Annotated in this window: 15 protein-coding genes; 7 read left to right on the top strand and 8 right to left on the bottom strand. The window is 72.9% G+C overall.

The window, feature by feature from the left end; genetic code table 11:
- Both ACIBJF_RS17150 and ACIBJF_RS17145 read left to right on the top strand, forming a co-directional pair.
- The gene (locus tag ACIBJF_RS17150) at positions 1 to 876 is read left to right on the top strand and encodes an acyl-CoA dehydrogenase family protein (RefSeq protein WP_399174508.1); all 876 of its coding nucleotides are present in this window, start codon (positions 1 to 3) and stop codon (positions 874 to 876) included.
- A 553-nt stretch (positions 877 to 1,429) separates the two neighbouring features.
- Positions 1,430 to 1,993: an ATP-binding protein gene (locus tag ACIBJF_RS17145; protein ID WP_399174542.1), complete on the top strand. Its 564-nt coding sequence runs from the start codon at positions 1,430 to 1,432 to the stop codon at positions 1,991 to 1,993.
- Positions 1,994 to 2,256: 263 nt separating this feature from the next.
- Here the strand turns inward: ACIBJF_RS17145 and ACIBJF_RS17140 are convergent, their stop codons facing one another.
- Positions 2,257 to 3,183: a cyclase family protein gene (locus tag ACIBJF_RS17140; RefSeq protein ID WP_399174507.1), complete on the bottom strand. Its 927-nt coding sequence runs from the start codon at positions 3,181 to 3,183 to the stop codon at positions 2,257 to 2,259.
- 86 nt (positions 3,184 to 3,269) lie between these two features.
- Between ACIBJF_RS17140 and ACIBJF_RS17135 the strand changes: the two genes are divergently transcribed.
- The 3 genes from ACIBJF_RS17135 to ACIBJF_RS17125 all read left to right on the top strand — a co-directional run bounded on the left by ACIBJF_RS17135 (position 3,270) and on the right by ACIBJF_RS17125 (position 6,478).
- Complete coding sequence (locus ACIBJF_RS17135) at positions 3,270 to 4,181, top strand: SDR family NAD(P)-dependent oxidoreductase (RefSeq protein ID WP_399174506.1); 912 nt, start codon at positions 3,270 to 3,272, stop codon at positions 4,179 to 4,181.
- A 99-nt stretch (positions 4,182 to 4,280) separates the two neighbouring features.
- Positions 4,281 to 5,429, top strand: coding sequence for an acyl-CoA dehydrogenase family protein (locus ACIBJF_RS17130; protein WP_399174505.1), 1,149 nt, complete (start codon positions 4,281 to 4,283; stop codon positions 5,427 to 5,429).
- On the top strand, positions 5,429 to 6,478 hold the full coding sequence (locus ACIBJF_RS17125; RefSeq protein WP_399174504.1) for a Zn-dependent alcohol dehydrogenase: 1,050 nt from the start codon (positions 5,429 to 5,431) through the stop codon (positions 6,476 to 6,478). Before ACIBJF_RS17130 ends, ACIBJF_RS17125 begins: the two co-directional genes overlap by 1 nt.
- Here the strand turns inward: ACIBJF_RS17125 and ACIBJF_RS17120 are convergent.
- The gene (locus ACIBJF_RS17120; protein WP_399174503.1) at positions 6,468 to 7,484 is read right to left on the bottom strand and encodes a GlxA family transcriptional regulator; all 1,017 of its coding nucleotides are present in this window, start codon (positions 7,482 to 7,484) and stop codon (positions 6,468 to 6,470) included. The two genes, ACIBJF_RS17125 and ACIBJF_RS17120, sit on opposite strands and share 11 nt — an antisense overlap.
- Before the next feature lie 71 nt (positions 7,485 to 7,555).
- On the opposite strand from ACIBJF_RS17120, the gene ACIBJF_RS17115 reads away from it, so the two are divergent.
- Positions 7,556 to 8,863: an MFS transporter gene (locus ACIBJF_RS17115; protein WP_399174502.1), complete on the top strand. Its 1,308-nt coding sequence runs from the start codon at positions 7,556 to 7,558 to the stop codon at positions 8,861 to 8,863.
- A gap of 23 nt (positions 8,864 to 8,886) precedes the next feature.
- On the opposite strand, the gene ACIBJF_RS17110 is transcribed toward ACIBJF_RS17115, so the two are convergent.
- Positions 8,887 to 9,675: a hypothetical protein gene (locus tag ACIBJF_RS17110; protein WP_399174501.1), complete on the bottom strand. Its 789-nt coding sequence runs from the start codon at positions 9,673 to 9,675 to the stop codon at positions 8,887 to 8,889.
- 93 nt (positions 9,676 to 9,768) lie between these two features.
- Entirely contained in the window at positions 9,769 to 10,365 is a 597-nt protein-coding gene (locus ACIBJF_RS17105) for a flavin reductase family protein (protein ID WP_399174500.1), read from the bottom strand.
- 83 nt (positions 10,366 to 10,448) lie between these two features.
- Here ACIBJF_RS17105 and ACIBJF_RS17100 point away from each other — a divergent pair, with 83 nt between their 5' ends.
- On the top strand, positions 10,449 to 11,384 hold the full coding sequence (locus ACIBJF_RS17100; RefSeq protein ID WP_399174499.1) for a hypothetical protein: 936 nt from the start codon (positions 10,449 to 10,451) through the stop codon (positions 11,382 to 11,384).
- A gap of 4 nt (positions 11,385 to 11,388) precedes the next feature.
- Here ACIBJF_RS17100 and ACIBJF_RS17095 read toward each other — a convergent pair whose 3' ends face one another.
- The 4 genes from ACIBJF_RS17095 to ACIBJF_RS17080 all read right to left on the bottom strand — a co-directional run bounded on the left by ACIBJF_RS17095 (position 11,389) and on the right by ACIBJF_RS17080 (position 16,163).
- The gene (locus ACIBJF_RS17095; protein ID WP_399174498.1) at positions 11,389 to 12,171 is read right to left on the bottom strand and encodes an enoyl-CoA hydratase/isomerase family protein; all 783 of its coding nucleotides are present in this window, start codon (positions 12,169 to 12,171) and stop codon (positions 11,389 to 11,391) included.
- A complete protein-coding gene (locus ACIBJF_RS17090) occupies positions 12,168 to 14,390 on the bottom strand; it encodes an acetate--CoA ligase family protein (RefSeq protein ID WP_399174497.1) in 2,223 nt (740 codons plus the stop codon). The genes ACIBJF_RS17095 and ACIBJF_RS17090 overlap by 4 nt, the downstream gene beginning before the upstream one ends.
- A gap of 148 nt (positions 14,391 to 14,538) precedes the next feature.
- Positions 14,539 to 14,796, bottom strand: a complete 258-nt coding sequence (locus ACIBJF_RS17085; RefSeq protein ID WP_399174496.1) for a hypothetical protein — start codon at positions 14,794 to 14,796, stop codon at positions 14,539 to 14,541.
- 167 nt (positions 14,797 to 14,963) lie between these two features.
- Positions 14,964 to 16,163: a flavin-containing monooxygenase gene (locus ACIBJF_RS17080; protein ID WP_399174494.1), complete on the bottom strand. Its 1,200-nt coding sequence runs from the start codon at positions 16,161 to 16,163 to the stop codon at positions 14,964 to 14,966.
- Positions 16,164 to 16,276: the final 113 nt, after the last annotated feature.

The raw sequence follows: 16,276 nt of genomic DNA, 5'->3' as shown, positions 1-16,276 counted from the left end.
ATGCGTTTCCAACTCACCGAGGACCAACGTGCGTTGAAGGCAGGCGTACGCGAGCTGCTGGACCGGCGGTTCGGGCGGGAGGCGCTGCGGGCGGCCGTCGACGCGCCGGGGCGGCTCGACCGGGAGCTGTGGCGGGCGCTCGGGGACGCGGGGTTCTTCGCCCTGCGGCTGCCCGAGGCGGACGCCGGGGTCGGGCTGGGGCTGCCCGAGGCGGTGCTGGCCTTCGAGGAGGCGGGCCGGGCCCTGCTGCCCGGACCGCTCGTGGCGACCCACCTGGCGGCCGGGCGCGTACCGGGCGCGGCCACCGGCGAGACGGTGGTGACGGCGGTGGACGGGGAGCTGGTGGAGTGGCTGGAGGCGGCGGACGTCGCGCTGGGGGAGGTGGCCGGGGCCGTACCGCTGCGCTGCGTCGACCCGCTCACCCCGCTGCACCGGACCCCCGCGGACGCGGGCGGTCGCGCCCCCGACCCCGTCGCCGCCCTCCTCACCGCCGCCGAGCAACTCGGCACCGCCGTACGCGTGCAGGAGCTCGCCGTGCAACACGCCTGCACCCGCGAGCAGTTCGGGCAGCCGGTCGGGGCCTTCCAGGCCGTGAAGCATCTGTGCGCGGACTTGCTGGTGCGGACCGAGACCGCGCGCGTCGCCGTGTACGCGGCCGCCGTCACCGCCGACCCGGTCGACATCGCCGCCGCCCGGCTGCTCGCCGACGAGGCAGCCGTACGCGGGGCCCGTGACTGCCTCCAGGTGCACGGCGGCATGGGGTTCACCTGGGAGGCGGATGTGCATCTGCACCTGAAGCGGGCCTGGGTGCGGGCCCGACGAGGTGGCGGCGGTACGGAGAGTGAGGAACTGCTCGCCGCGCGGCTGGTGGCCTGACGGGACGACCACGCCCTGGACTGCACCGCCGGAAAAGCCTTGGCCCAAGATGTCGCGGATCGTGGCACACCGGTGTCACGGAGCGTCGATACGTGGTTGTGTCCTTCGCCGGGCTCGTCACATCCCGGAGTCGGGTGTCCGCTCCGGTACCTTGTGTGGGATGCGAGTGGCTGCGAGCACGAGCCGGGCCGACGGTGCCCCTGGGGCGGCACCGGGCCGCGCGGTGCGCGCCGCTGCTCGCGGGGCGGTAGGGGCGTCGGTAGACGCCTGTTCGACTCCCCCGCACGAGCGTCGCACAGTATGCCGCACGCGTACTCCTTCGCGCTGGAATATGCCCGAAGCGCTTGTTGGGGTGACTGTACGTCAACCATGCTGTCTCCCAAGGGAATCACGTTCCGTGACCCTTGCTCTGGCCGTTGTTCTGGCCATGCAGAAAATGGCTACGATCGTGGCCCTCGTGATCGTCGTCGCGGCCACAGCGGCCGTGGCGGCCGGGTGGCGTGGGGTCATGTGTCCGCCGGTTCGGATGGTGTGAGCGGTGCAGGTGCTTCAAGTGCAGCTGGAGATCCGGCCCGATCCCACGGAGGTGGGGCGGGCGAGGAGGTGGGCCCGCTCGCGGCTCCCCGGGCTCGGCATAACGGCCGACGAGCCGCTCGCCGAGACCCTGATCCTGCTCGTCTCCGAGCTGGTGACCAACGCGGTCGTGCACACCGGCCACGCGGCCGTGCTCCGGCTCTCCCTGCCGGGCACGCTGGCCGGGACCGCCGAGCCGGCCGAAGCCGCCGGGCGGACGGCGGCTGCCGGGCCGGCCGGGACCGCCGAGCCCACGGGGACCGCCGAGGCGCCGACGGCACCCGCCGCGGTCACCGTGCGCGTCGAGGTGGCCGACAGCAGCTCCCGCGCCCCCGTGCCGCGTTGCGTCGGCGGTGACGCCACCGGCGGCCGCGGCCTGGCCCTGGTGGACTGCCTGGCCGATCGCTGGGGCTGGAGTCCGGAAGGCGCCGGCAAGAGCATCTGGTGCGAACTGGACCGCTGTTCACAGCCCAGGGAGAGCGCAGCGATGGCGTACGGGGGCGGACTGTCCGCCTACGAGGGTCTGGCCTTCGAGGCGGTGTAGCGACCGGCGCCGCGGGCGCCGGGGGTGCATCCGTGCGCGGGTGTCACGAACAGGGCGTACGTGACAAATCCGCGTACCGGCGTTGACGACTCGTGACCGCCTGAACACGCTTGTGGGCGACGATTCGCCGCGAGGGGACGGCGAGGGCCTGGGTGACGGCGGCCCTCGTCGAGTGTGGGTCGCACCCGGTGGGCGGCGCGTGCGCGCGACGGTGGGGGGAGGCGCGCCGCCGGCCGGTCAACGCCCCGCGTGCGGGCCGGCTGTCAGAGGACGGCCACAGGGGCCACCGGGGTGCCCGTCGCGCCGACGAACGGCTCGGGCATCGCCGAGAGCAGGAACGCGTACCGCCCCTCTTCTCCACAGGCTGTGGACAACTCTTCGAGATTCCAGTTCTGGCCCTGCAGCATCCCCATCTCCACCAGGTCCAGGGCGTGCACGGGCAGCCACAGACCCTCCGACTCGGGCGGAAATATCTCAAACGTGAGCGTATCGTTCGCGACCGCCGCCACATCGCGGGCGTGGAACCACTCCGGCGTACGGAGGGACAGCCCCGGAGACGGATAGCCGTACCCGTGCTTGTCCCCGGCCAGGTACACCTGCACCTGCCCGGTCCGCACCAGCACGATGTCCCCGGCCCGGACCCGCACTTCGCCGAACTCCTCGGCCGCCTCCAGATCCTCCGGCGTGACCGCGTGGCCCCCCGCCAGCCGGTCCACGCCACGCGCGCGTGCCACGTCCAGCAGCACCCCGCGCGAGACGATGTGCCGCGCCTTGTCGATCCCGCCGAACTCGGCGCCGCCGTGCGCGGTGACCGTGTGCGCCGGGCGGCCGTTGTAGAGCTTCCCGGAGTGCGAGACATGGGTGAGCGCGTCCCAGTGGGTGCCCGCCTGCAGCCCCATGGTCACCGCGTCGTCGCTGCACGCCACGGTGCCCGGCCCGAAGAGTTCCTGGTTGATCTGGACCATGACGTGCAGCGGGTTGACCCGCCCGGGGATCATGCCGGTCTGCACTCCGTCCTGCCGGAGGGGGAGTGCGAGCGGGACGCGGCGGCCGGTGCGGACGCAGGCGGCGGCCTCCCGGACGGTCTCGTCGGTGATCAGGTTCAGCGTGCCGATCTCGTCGTCCGCCCCCCAGCGCCCCCAGTTGTTCACGCGCTTGGCGATCTCGAAGAACTCCTCCGGCAGTGCCATCCGGTGCCTCCCCGGGGCTTGTGTCCGCGCGTCCGGCGCGCCATAAAATCTAACGGACCGTCAGAAACCGCGGGAAGGGGCCGGGCGTGGGGAACTTCTTGGCAGGAAAGGTCGTCGCCGTGACGGGCGCCGGACGGGGCATCGGCCGGGCGGTCGCGCGGGCGGCGGCCGCCGAGGGGGCGAAGGTCGTCGTCAACGACTACGGCGTCCGCGTCGACGGCGCCTCACCCACCAGCGAGGTCGCCGAGGCCGTCGTCAAGGAGATCGAGGCGGCGGGCGGGGAGGCGGTGGCGGTCGCCGACGACATCTCCACGATGGCGGGCGGGCAGCGGGTGGCCGACGTGGCGCTGGCCTCGTACGGCCGTCTCGACGGGGTCGTGTGCGTGGCCGGGATCCTGCGCGAACGCATGCTCTTCAACATGACCGAGGAGGAGTGGGACCCCGTGCTCGCCACCCACCTCAAGGGCACGTTCACAGTCTTCCGGGCGGCGTCCGCGGTGATGCGGGGGCAGCGCTCCGGCACCCTGATCGGGTTCACCAGCGGCAACCACCAGGGTTCCGTGTCCCAGGCCAACTACAGCGCGGCGAAGGGCGGGATCATCTCGCTCGTCCGCAGCGCGGCCCTCGGCCTGCACAAGTACGGGGTGACCGCGAACGCGGTGGCGCCCGTGGCCCGTACGCGGATGTCGGCGAACGTTCCCATGGAGCTGACGGAGATCGGCGAGCCGGAGGACGTGGCCGCGCTGGTGGTGTACCTGCTGTCCGACCAGGCCGCCGCGCAGGGGGTCACCGGGCAGGTGTACACCGTCGCGGGGCCGAAGATCGCGGTGTGGGCGCAGCCGAGGGAACTCCGGGCCGCGTATGCCTCCGGCGGTTGGACACCGGAAAAGATCGCGGAGTTCCTGCCGGGGTCTGTGGGGGTGGATCCGATGCCGATGCTGTCCCGGCTCTCGGCGATGGAAGAGGCGGCGCGCTCTGATTCTCGGCCGAACGCCTAAAAGCTCGGGGCGCGTTGTGGTTCGGCGGGTGCGCGTCGTTCGTGGTTGATCGCGCAGTTCCCCGCGCCCCTTCGGGGGCGCTCAAGTTGAGGGGGCTTTATGGATTTCGGGTTCAGTCACGAGGACGAGGACTTTCGTGCCGAGGCCCGCGCATGGCTGACGGCGAACGCCGAGTCGGCCACCGACCGCCGTACCTGGGAACGCGCCCTCGGTCGATCCGGCTGGATAGGGCTCGGCTGGCCCGAGCAGGGATACGGGAACCGCACGGCCACCCTCACCCAGCAGGTCGTCTGGGCCGAGGAGTACGCCCGGTCGGCCGCGCCCCCGCGCTCGGGGCACATCGGGGAGAACCTGCTCGCGCCCACCCTCGTCGCGCACGGCACCGGGGAGCAGAAGTCCCGCTTCCTGCCGCCGATCGCGGCTGGTGAGGAGTGGTGGTGCCAGGGATACAGCGAGCCCGGCGCGGGCTCGGACCTGGCCGGAGTGCGGACGGCGGCCGTGCGGGAGCGGGACTGCTACCGGATCAGCGGGCAGAAGATCTGGACCTCGCTCGCCCATGAGGCCGACTGGTGCTTCGTGCTGGCCCGGACCGACCCGGAGTCCAGGCGCCACCACGGGCTCAGCTTTCTGCTCGTCCCCATGGACCAGCCCGGCCGGATCGAGGTCCGCCCCATCCGGCAGATGACCGGCACCAGCGACTTCAACGAGGTCTTCTTCGACGGGGCGCACGCGCGCGTGGAGCACGTCGTGGGCGGGGAGGGGCGGGGGTGGTCGGTGGCCATGAGTCTGCTCGGGTTCGAGCGCGGGGTGTCCACGCTCGCCCAACAGATCGGGTTCGCCGAGGAGTTGGCCCAGGTCGTACGCGCGGCCGTGGAGACGGGGGCGGCGGCGGACCCCGTCGTACGGTCGCGGCTCGTGCGGCAGTGGGCCGAGCTGCGGACCATGCGCCGGCACGCCCTGCGCACCCTCGGCGGCTCGGACGACCCCGGTGCGCCCAGCGTGGCCAAGCTGCTCTGGGCCGGCTGGCACCAGCGGCTCGGCGAGCTGGCCATGCAGGTCAGGGGCGCGGCGGCCGCCGTCGGCCCCACGGACTGGTCGGCTGCGGCGCCGTACGAACTCGACGCGGACCAGCACCTGTTCCTCTTCTCCCGGGCCGACACCATCTACGGCGGCTCGGACCAGGTCCAGCGCACGATCATCGCCGAGCGCGTGCTCGGTCTGCCCAGGGAGCCCAAGGGGGCCGTGTGATGCGTGGTGTGGTGTTCGACGGCGAGCAGGTGCAGGTGATCGACGATCTCGCGGTGCGCGAGCCGGGGCCGGGCGAGGTGCTGGTGGCGATCGCGGCGGCGGGACTGTGCCACAGCGATCTGTCCGTGGTGGACGGCACCATTCCGTTCCCGGTACCGGTGGTGCTGGGGCACGAGGGCGCCGGGGTCGTGGAAGCGGTCGGCGCGGGCGTCACCCATGTCGCGCCCGGCGACCATGTGGCGCTGTCCACGCTCGCCAACTGCGGTACGTGCGCGGAGTGCGACCGGGGCCGGCCGACGATGTGCCGGCAGGCCATCGGGCGCCCGGGCAAGCCCTTCACCCGGGGCGTCGACCCGGTGCACCAGTTCGCCTCCAACTCCGCGTTCGCCGAGCGCACGGTCGTCAAGGCGGTGCAGGCGGTGCGGATCCCGAAGGACATCCCCCTGGAGTCGGCCGCGCTGATCGGGTGCGGGGTGCTCACGGGCGTGGGGGCCGTGCTGAACCGGGCCCGGGTGGACCGCGGGGACAGCGTCGTCGTCATCGGGACCGGCGGGATCGGGCTGAACGTGCTGCAGGGCGCGCGGCTCGCGGGAGCGCTCAGGATCGTCGCCGTGGACGCCAACCCGGCCAAGGAGGAGACGGCCCGGCAGTTCGGCGCGACCGACTTCCTGACCTCGGCTCAGGGCGTGCGGGACCTCCTGCCCACGGGGGCCGACCACGCCTTCGAGTGCGTGGGCCGGGTGGAGCTGATCCGGCAGGCGATCGACCTCCTCGACCGGCACGGACAGGCCGTCCTGCTGGGTGTGCCGCCTGCCGCCGCCGAGGCGTCCTTCCGCGTCTCCTCCCTCTACCTGGACAAGTCCGTCCTGGGCTGCCGCTACGGCTCCTCGCGCCCCCAGCGGGACATCACGCTGTACGCCGAGCTGTACCGCCAAGGCCGCCTGCTGCTCGACGAGTTGGTGACGGCGGTCCACCCGGTGGAGGACTTCGCCAAGGCCCGCGCGGACGCCGAGGCGGGGCGGGTGGCGCGGGCGGTGCTCACGTTCTGACTCCGGTGCGGAAGGTCCGCCGGTACGTCGTCGGCGTCACCCCGAGCGCCTGCTGGAGGTGCTGGCGCATCGACTGGGCCGTGCCGAAGCCCGCCTCGCGGGCCACCTGGTCGATGGACAGGTCGGTGGTCTCCAGCAGATGGCGGGCGCGTTCGACGCGCTGCTGAGTGAGCCACTGCCCGGGGCTGATCCCGACCTCCTCGCGGAAGCGGCGGGTGAAGGTGCGGACCGACATGGCCTCCTGCTCGGCCATGTCCCGCAGCTGGATGGGCTGGTGGAGGCGGCCGAGCGCCCAGGCGCGGGCGGCGGTCGTCGTGGCCAGCTGCGGGTCCGGGACCGGGCGGTGGATGTACTGGGCCTGGCCGCCGTCGCGGTGCGGCGGTACGACCGTGCGCCGGGCCACCTCGTTGGCGACCGCCGTACCGAAGTCGCGGCGCACCATGTGCAGGCACAGGTCGATCCCGGCGGCCACGCCGGCCGAGGTGAGCACGTCGCCGTCGTCGACGAACAGCACGTCCGCGTCCATCCTGACCTGCGGGAACATGCGCTGGAAATGCTCGGCGTCGGCCCAGTGCGTGGTCGCCGGGCGGCCGTCGAGGTATCCGGCCGCGGCGAGGACGTAGACGCCGGTGCAGATGGAGGCGAGCCGGGTGCCGGGGCGGATGCGGGCGAAGGCGGCGGCCAGCTCGTCGGTCAGCCGGCCCTCCTCGAAGACCGGGCCGAGCTCGTACGACGCCGGGACGATCACCGTGTCGGCGCCGGCCAGCGCCTCCGGGCCGTTCGGGACGTGCACGGCGAAGTCGGCGTCGGTCTCGACCGGGCCGGGCGGCCGTACCGAGCAGGTCACCACCTCGTACAGGTGCCGGCCGTGCTCGTCCTTGGGGCGGCCGAAGATCCGGTGCGGGATACCCAGCTCGAAGGGGAGCAGGCCGTCGAGGGCGAGGACGACGATGCGATGCGGACGGAAACCCGCGGCTCCCTCGGGTTCCTCGGTGACAGCAGTCATGGCCCGATTCTAGCGAATGCTGTCTCTCGGGCCACTCGATGTGCGGTCATGAAAAAAGGACGCTGTACGACGTGACTCAGACAAGCCCAGCCGCAGCCCCCGTCCAGGCCCCACCCGCCCGGCGCCGCCGTGTGCACCGGGCGTGGTTCGTCGCCGCCGTCACCTTCGTCACGATCATCGGCGCGGCCGCCTTCCGTTCCCTGCCCGGCCTGCTCATCGACCCGCTGCACCAGGAGTTCGGCTGGTCGCGCGGCACGATCGGCGCGGCCGTCTCCATCAACCTCGCGCTCTACGGCCTCACCGCCCCCTTCGCCGCGGCGCTGATGGACCGTTTCGGCATCCGCCGGGTGGTCGCCGTCGCGCTGACCGTGATCGCCGCCGGTTCGGGCCTGACCGTGTGGATGACGGCGGCCTGGCAGCTGTGGCTGTGCTGGGGCCTGCTGGTGGGACTGGGCTCGGGCTCGATGGCGCTCGCCTTCGCCGCGACGGTCACCAACCGGTGGTTCACCGAGCGGCGCGGACTGGTCAGCGGCATCCTGACCGCCGCGTCCGCCTCCGGGCAGCTGATCTTCCTGCCGGTGCTGTCCTGGCTGACCGAACACCACGGCTGGCGCCCGGCCGCCGTGACGGTCGCCCTGGCGGCGCTCGCCGTCGTCCCCTTCGTGTGGATCCTGCTGCGCGACCACCCGGCCGACGTCGGCCAGAAGCCATACGGCGCCCGGGAGTTCGTGGCCAAGCCCGCGCCGGTGACCGGCGCCGCCCGCCGCACGCTGAAGGTGCTTTCCACCTCCGTCCGCACCGGCACCTTCTGGCTGCTCGCGGGCACCTTCGCGATCTGCGGCGCCTCCACCAACGGCCTGATCCAGACCCACTTCGTGCCCGCCGAGCACGACCACGGCATGCCCGTCACGACGGCGGCCTCGCTGCTCGCGGTCATCGGCGTGTTCGACGTGGCCGGCACGATCGCCTCCGGCTGGTTCACCGACCGCTTCGAACCGCGCCGCCTGCTGGCGGTGTACTACGCCCTGCGCGGCCTCTCCCTGCTCTTCCTCCCGATGCTGCTGGGACCCGCCGTCCACCCGCCGATGCTCTTCTTCATCGTCTTCTACGGCCTGGACTGGGTGGCCACCGTCCCGCCGACCCTCGCGCTGTGCCGCGAGAACTACGGCGAGGACAGCGCCATCGTCTTCGGCTGGGTGCTCGCCTCCCACCAGGTCGGCGCGGCCCTCGTCGCCTACCTCGGCGGCCTCGCCCGCGACGTCTTCGGCTCCTACAACCTCGTCTGGTACGCCTCCGGCACGCTGTGCGCGGCGGCGGCCCTGATGTCCCTGGTGATCCGCCGGGCGGCTCCGCCGGCCCCGGTGGCCGCCGTGTCCTGAAGGGGTCCACCGGCCGGACGGCGTCAGTGCAGGTCTGCCTCGAAGGGGTGGCTGTGGTCGGCGGGGCAGGTGAAGAGCCGCAGCTCTCCGTACCGGCCGACGACGACCCCTGACTCGGCGTCGCCGGCCACGGTGAACAGCAGCGTCATCTCGGTGCCGCACTCACCGCACGCGAACACCACCGGATGCGCCAGGTGCCAGGTCGGCCAGCCGCCCAGCTTCCAGCCGGCGAGGCGGGTGATGACGTCACCGCCGTCACCCGTGTCACGGACCAGTTCCTCCAGCCGCGGACGCAGCGACGCGGGCAGCTCCTCGCGGTAGGGGAAGTCGGTCAGGTGCTCGGCAGTGACGGTGCACGCCTGGGGCAGAAAGCCGTCCTCGTCGTACCGCGAGGGCGCCGGCGGGCTGGTCAACGGGCTCGTCACCTCGGCGGCCCGGCGCCATCGCAGCTCGACCACCGGGCTGACGTCGGCCTGCCGGGCCGGGGGGTCCCAGTGTTCGTTGGGACACCAGAGGACCTGCAGGAGGTCGAAGTCGGCCGGCCACCAGGGGCCCGGTACGTCGCGCCGGTAGATCTGGGCGACCGGCACCATGGCCGTGGCGGACCCGCCGTCGGGATCGGCCGCATCGGGCAAGGAGCACTCCGGCCACGGCTCGTCACCGGGCCACAGCAGCGGGCCGCCGACCGAGCTGCTCCCACGGTCCGGCCTTCCACGCTCGGGACGCAGCACCGCCGCGTCACGCCCGTAGGGGGCGAGCTCGGGAAGCGCGGCGAGTATCGCCTCGGTCGGCGGTCTGGAGACGCGCGTCATCACTGCCTTCCGGTCAGCAGGTCGTGGACCGCACGCAGCGTATCGGCAGCCCGGCGACCGGGGCCCGCTCCCGGAAGAACCGCCGGACAGGGTCTAGGGGTTGCGGATCCGGGCGAACCGCCCCCGGTGGAAGAGCAGCGGCTCGCCCGGCTCCTGCGTGCCGAGGGCGTCCACCCGGCCCACCACGATCAGGTGGTCGCCCCCGGTGTGCACGGCGTGGACGGAGCAGTCGATCCAGGCGGCGGCACCGGCCAGCCGGGGCGAGCCGGACACGGGTGCCGCGTCGTACGCCACCCCCGCGAACTTGTCCGCGCCGCTCACCGCGAAGGCCCGGCACAGCTCGCCCTGGCCGGCGCTGAGCACGTTGACGCAGAAGACGCCCGCGCGGGCGATCCGGGGCCAGGTGGTGGACGTACGGCCCACCATGAAGCAGACCAGGGGCGGTTCCAGGGAGAGGGAGGCGAAGCTCTGGCAGGCGAAACCCGCGGGACCGCCCTCTTCCTCGGCGGGCGGCGCCGTGATCACCGTCACGCCGCTCGCGAAGCTCCCCAGCACCCGCCGGAACTCGTCCGGGTCCACCGGAGCCCGCTCGTCCTGACGCACGCACCGCAACTCCGGCCGCGGCAACGGCTCCACGGGCCCGCGCCCCAGATACCGGACGGCGGCGGCCGCCGCCCCTGCGTGTCCCATCACGCCACCTATTGAAACTGACGTACCGTCAGATAGGAAGTCCGGTGACAAGGGTCCGCACAGGCCCTTCATAATCTGCGGCCATGGGGCGGGAAAAGAAACGGGAAAGAGCCGGTGACCCGGAGATGCCGCGGTCGCTGCGGCGTGATCTCGCCGCGGCGGCCCCGGTGCACGCGGCGCAGCTGCCGACGGCCTGGCTGCTGTGGTGGATCTGGCTGAGCAGCCAGGACCAGTACGGGACCGGCTACATCGGCGCACTCGGGATCGCCTGTCTGGTGGTCTTCGCCCCGCTGCTGCTGCCGTTCCTCGGCCTGCTCCTCTCGGCCCTGCTGACGCTGCCCGCGATCCTGCTCGCCCGCCCGGCGCTCCGGCGGTTCGGCGGGCCGGAGGGGGCCTGGCGCGTGATCGGGGCCGCGGTCACGGCCGTCGGCTGGGGCGCGGTGGCGACGGCACTCTTCGGCCGGCCCTTCCTCACCACGGCCTCGGTGCTCACCGCCCTGGGCCTGCTGCCCGCGCTCGGCATCGCCTACGTCCGCACGCGCCCCTGGTCGATGTGGGGCGTGTGGTGGCGCTCGGCACTCGCCTGCGCCGGCCTCTTCGCCCTGGCCCTCGGCGGCGGGCTCGCGGCCTCCGCGGCCGGCCTGATCCCGCAGTACGAGCCGCCCGAGTTGACCCGCGCCCAGCTCACCGGCGTCTGGCGCGGCGACGACGGCGCCGAGCTCCGTCTCACCCCCGACGGCCGGGCCGAGGCCCACAGACTCCCCACCGAACCCACGGACGACGACTGGTCGGCCCCGGACTACAAGGACTACGTCGTCTGCGCGGGCTCCGGCACCTGGAAGCCCGACCCCGACACGGACGGCACCGGCCGCGCCGGCATCCTCCTGCACCTCGACACCGACTGCGGCCTGGACACCCACTGGTCCGTCAGCGGCACCGAGTCCGCCCCCCAGCTTTACGTCCTCCTCGGCGACCCAGACGCCGGCACCCTGCGGACCCTGGACCGCGCCGGGGACTGAGCCCTCACCGCCCCCGGAACTCCGGCCCCCGGCGCTCCGCGAACGCCCGCAGGCCCTCCCACGCGTCCTCGGTCGTCATGTTGAGCTCCTGGGCCCAGGCCTCCGCGGCGAAGGCGGTGGCCCGGTCCGACTCCAGGGAGGCGTTCACCAGGTGCTTGGTCAGGGCCAGGGCGCGGGTCGGGGCGGAGGCCAGCCGGGTCGCCCACTCCCGGGTCGTCTTCGCCAGGTCCGCGTCCGGTACGACCCGGTTTACCAGGCCCAGGCGTTCCGCCTCCGCCGCCGACACCGCGTCACCGAAGAACATCAGCTCCTTCGCCCGCCGGGGGCCCAGCAGGCGGGGCAGCAGGTACGCCCCGCCGCCGTCCGGTACCAGCCCCCGCCGTACGAACACCTCGATGAAGCGGGCCGACTCGGCGGCCAGGACCAGGTCGCAGGCGAACGCCAGGTGCGCGCCGAGGCCCGCCGCCGTGCCGTTCACGGCGGCGATCACCGGCTTCTCGCAGTCCAGGACGGCCGCGATCAGGCGTTGCGCGCCCTGGCGCAGCACCCGGGCCACGTCGCCGGTCAGCCGGTCGCCTCCGGTGCCGCCTCTCAGGTCCGCGCCCGCGCAGAAGCCCCGGCCCGCGCCGGTCAGCACCACCGCCCGGATGCCGGGGGCGGCGGATGCCTCGGCAAGGCGGTCGATCAGCTCGTCCCGCAGCGCGGGCGTGAGGGCGTTGAGGGACCCGGGACGGTTCAGGATGAGGTGGGCGACCTGTTCGCTGCGCTCGGTCTCCAGCTCGCTCATCGGCACACCACCAGCGCGTCCAGCGCCACCGCGCCCTGCCCCCGGGGCAGCACCATCAGCGGGTTGACGTCCAACTCGGCAATATGCTCGCCCAGTTCGAGGGCCATGCGCTGGACCCGCAGGATCACCTCGACCAGCGCGTCCCGGTCGGCGGGCGGGCGGCCCCGGACGCCGTCCAGCAGGGCCCGGCCGCGGAGCTCGGTGAGCATGGCGCGGGCCTGGTCCTCGCCGAACGGCGGGACACGGACCGCCGAGTCGTGCAGGACCTCCACCAGGACCCCGCCGAGGCCCACTGTCACCGTCGGCCCGAACAGGTCGTCATGGGTCATCCCCAGGACCATCTCCACGCCCTGCTCGACCATCTGGCACACCAGGATCCCGTCCAGCGGGACACCCTCGTAGCGGGCGATGTCGGTCAGCTCGCGGTAGGCGTCCCTGACCTGGCTGGCCGACGTCAGGCCGATCTTCACCAGGCCCAGCTCGGTCTTGTGGGCGATCTGGGCGCCGGAGGCCTTCATCACCACCGGGTAGCCGACCTGGGCCGCCGCCCGGACGGCCGCCGCCGCGCTGGTCACCAGCTGCTCACGCGGCACCCGGATGCCGTAGGCGCGCAGCAGCTGCTTGGCCCCGTGCTCGCTGAGCTGCCGGCCGGGGCGCATCAGGGCCTCGGCCTTGCGGAAGGAGGGGGAGGGGGTGCGCGGGGCCTCGTCGAAGGGGGAGCGGTAGCCGCTCGCGAAGGCGTGGTGGTCCAGCCAGGCGCGGACGGCCTTGAGGCAGTTGCCCACCGTGCGGAAGGTCGCCACCCGCGAGGAGCCGAGCAGGACCTCGCGGTAGGCCGCCTCGGTGCCCACCGGCGAACCCCACACCACGCACACCAGCTTGTCCGTCTGCTCGGCCGCCTCGACCAGATCCGCCACCAGTTTGTCGCTCAACGGCGGGAAGGGGCCGGTGATCGGGCAGATCAGGACGCCGATCGACGGGTCGGCGAGGATCGCGTCGATGATCTTCCGGCCGCGCGAGTCGCCCACCGGATGCCCGCCGTTGTCCACCGGGTTGGCCACGCTCAGGTACTCCGGTATCCACTGGTGCAGCTCGGCCTGCCTGGCCTCCGACAGGCGGGGAAGCCGTAGTCCGGCCGCCGTGGCCAGGTCGGCGGCGTGCGCGCCGGTGCCACCGGAGATCGAGTACACCGCGACCCCGTCCGCCAGCGGCGCCCGCGCCCGCGCCAGCAGGGCGGCGGTGTCCTGGAGTTCGTCGAGACCGTCGACCCGTACGACGCCGAACTGGCGCATCGCCGCGTCCACCACGTCGTCGGCGCCGGTGAGCTTGCCGGTGTGCGAGGCGGCCGTACGCGCGCCGGTCTCGGTGCGGCCCACCTTCACCGCGACCACCGGCACCCCGCGGCGAGCGGCCCGGTCGGCGGCCAGCAGGAAGGCGCGGCCGTCCTTCAGGCCCTCCACGTAACAGGCGATGGCGCCGACCTCGGGCTGCTCGGCGAACCAGGCGAGGAAGTCGGCGGTCTCCAGGTCGGCCTCGTTGCCGGTGGGCGCCCAGTGGGAGAGGCGGATGCCGAGCTCCTGGAGCGAGAAGACGGGGCGGCCCTGGTGGCCGGACTGGGTGATCAGCGCTATCGCCGGGCCGGTCAGGTCCTCGCGGAAGTGCTCGAAGGCGTTGAGGTTGGTGTTCGGGCCGAGGAGCCGGATCCCCGAGCGGCGTACGGCGTCCGCCAGGCGCTGCTGCGCCTCGGCGCCCGCCTCGCCCGTCTCGGCGAACCCGGAGGCGAAGGCGACCGCGAACTTCACCTTGGCGTCGGCCAGTTCGCCGATCACCGGCAGCGGGTCGGCCACCAGCAGCACGGCCAGGTCGACCTGCCCGGCCGGCAGTTCGGCGACGGAGGCGGCGCAGGGCACGCCGAAGACCGAGGCGCGGGTCGGATGCACCGGGTGCACGCGTGCGCCGACCCGCTCGGCCCAGGCCAGCAGCTGCCGGGTGATCCCGGTGTTCGGGCGTCCCTCCGCGTCCGAGGCGCCGATCACGGCGACCGACTCGGGCCGGAAGAAGCGGCTCAGGTCCGGTACGTCCGCGTACAGCGGGCGCCCGCTGACGTCCAGGTCGCCGACCCGGTCGTGGACGGCGGGTCCGGGCCGCTGCTCGCCGCAGGCGATGACCCGGGCCCGGCGGGAGTCGGTGGTGAGGGTGCCGTGGGTTGATCCAAGCATCGGTCCGCCCGCTCCTGTGAGACAGCACAAGTAAACTGACGCTCTGTCAGGTTACTGAACTGACGCAGCGTCAGGAACTGGTCGGACCGGGCGAAGTCAGCGGCGGGTGGGGCGCGCCGACGACACCGCCGGGTGGCGGATCGCGAAGTCACCGCCGGGAACGCAGATGCCCGGCCACAACTTTCGCGATCTTCCCGACGTCCAGCGCCGTCTCCCGGAAGCCGCCGCCGGGATTGACGACGCCCGATCCAGGATCCTTAAGCTCTGGGAGTTCGGCTTCGGCGGTCCCCATCACGGCCAGGACGCCAGAGCGGATCTCTCCCACTACATGTACTGGGGGGATCGTCGGGTGTTGGTAGACCTCGGTTCCCTGCCCGGAGGCCGTCAGGTACTCCGCCGGGGTCACCCATGTGGCGCAGATCTTAGGGCGCCGTACTGACAGCGGGCGGACCAAGACGGACGGTGGCGGTAGTTCCGCAGGGACGGCACATCACCGAACTGTCCGACCCGGCATTCCTCCTGCGCGGCGGTGCGGGTACCGCGCCTGGCTCATGGCCGGATGCCGTGAGGCCGTCACCCCGGTAGCCGGGACGGTCCTACGGTGTCCCGGGCGATGGCCTTCGCGATTTTGCGTGCGTCGATGGCCAGTTCGCGGAGCATGCCGCTGATGGGGTTGGTGTAACCCTGGAAGTAGAGGCCTGGCGCGTTGACTGGCGTGCGGGCGCCATGGACGACCGGCTTGCCGTGTGTGTCGAGCACGCAGAGGTGGCCGACGAGGTCTTCCAGGGCGCGGACGTAGCCGGTGGCTGCAATGGTGACGTCCGGCCCGACGCGGCTTCCGTCGGCGAGGAGGACCTTGTCGTCCTCGAAACCCTCGATCGCGGGCACGATCTCGATCCGGCCTCTACGGACGCCGTCGATGATGCCAACGTCCTGCACCGGGATCGACCCCTCGTTGACCCGGCTGTAGAGGCCGGTGTCGGGGCGGGGCAGGCCGTGGCCGGAGAGGTCCGGAACGCTCAGCCTGGCCATCGGCTTCGCCAGCCGGTCGACGAGGCCGACCGGCAGCTGTCGTACCAGCACGCCCGTGTACTGGGCGGCCCAGCCAGCGGTCGAGCGGCGCACGATGTGCGGGGCTGTGCGCACGGACAGCCGCACGCGCGAGGCCCCGCCCTCCGCCAGGTCGACGGCGATCTCGGCGCCCGTGTTGCCGACGCCGACAACGAGGACGTCGCGGCCGTCGTACGGCTTCGCGTTGCGGTACTCGGAGGCGTGCAGGAACTCCCCGCCGTACTCCGCCAGGCCCGGCCAGTCGGGGACGTGCGGGGTGTGGTTGTAGCCGGTGGCGACGACCACCGCGCTGCCGGTCAGCTCGCGCCCGCCGGAGGCGTGCAGCAGCCAGCCGGTGCCGTCCCCGGCCCGCTCGACGCGGAAGACCTCCACGCCGGTGACGATCTCCAGCTCGTGGTGCTCGGCGTACTTCTCCAGATAGCGCACCACGTCGTCGCGGGACACCCAGCGCCCGAACTTCCGGGGGATCTTCAGGCCCGGCAGTGCGGACAGCCGCCGGGTGGTGTGCAGACGCAGACGGTCGTAGTGCCCGTGCCAGGAGGCGCCCACACGGTCGGCCCGCTCCAGCACCACGGCGCGTATGCCCCGTGCCCGCAGCGCGTACGCGGCGGCCAGACCTCCCGGACCGGCGCCGATGACGTAGACCGGGCGGTCGGCGGGCGTGGCGGAGAGCTGTACGGAAGCGGAACGGGAGTCGGCCATGTTCGGGAGCGTAATCACGCACCCGGTTGATGGGTCTCGGTCAAGACCGGAATTGGTTGCGGATTGATCACGTGTGTGGAGAAGTGCCCGCCGCAGGTGGCGTAGCCCACACG

It is taken from the genome of Streptomyces sp. NPDC050743 (assembly GCF_044456925.1).
GTDB lineage: Bacteria > Actinomycetota > Actinomycetes > Streptomycetales > Streptomycetaceae > Streptomyces.
This window is presented reverse-complemented; position numbering and strand designations above follow the sequence as displayed.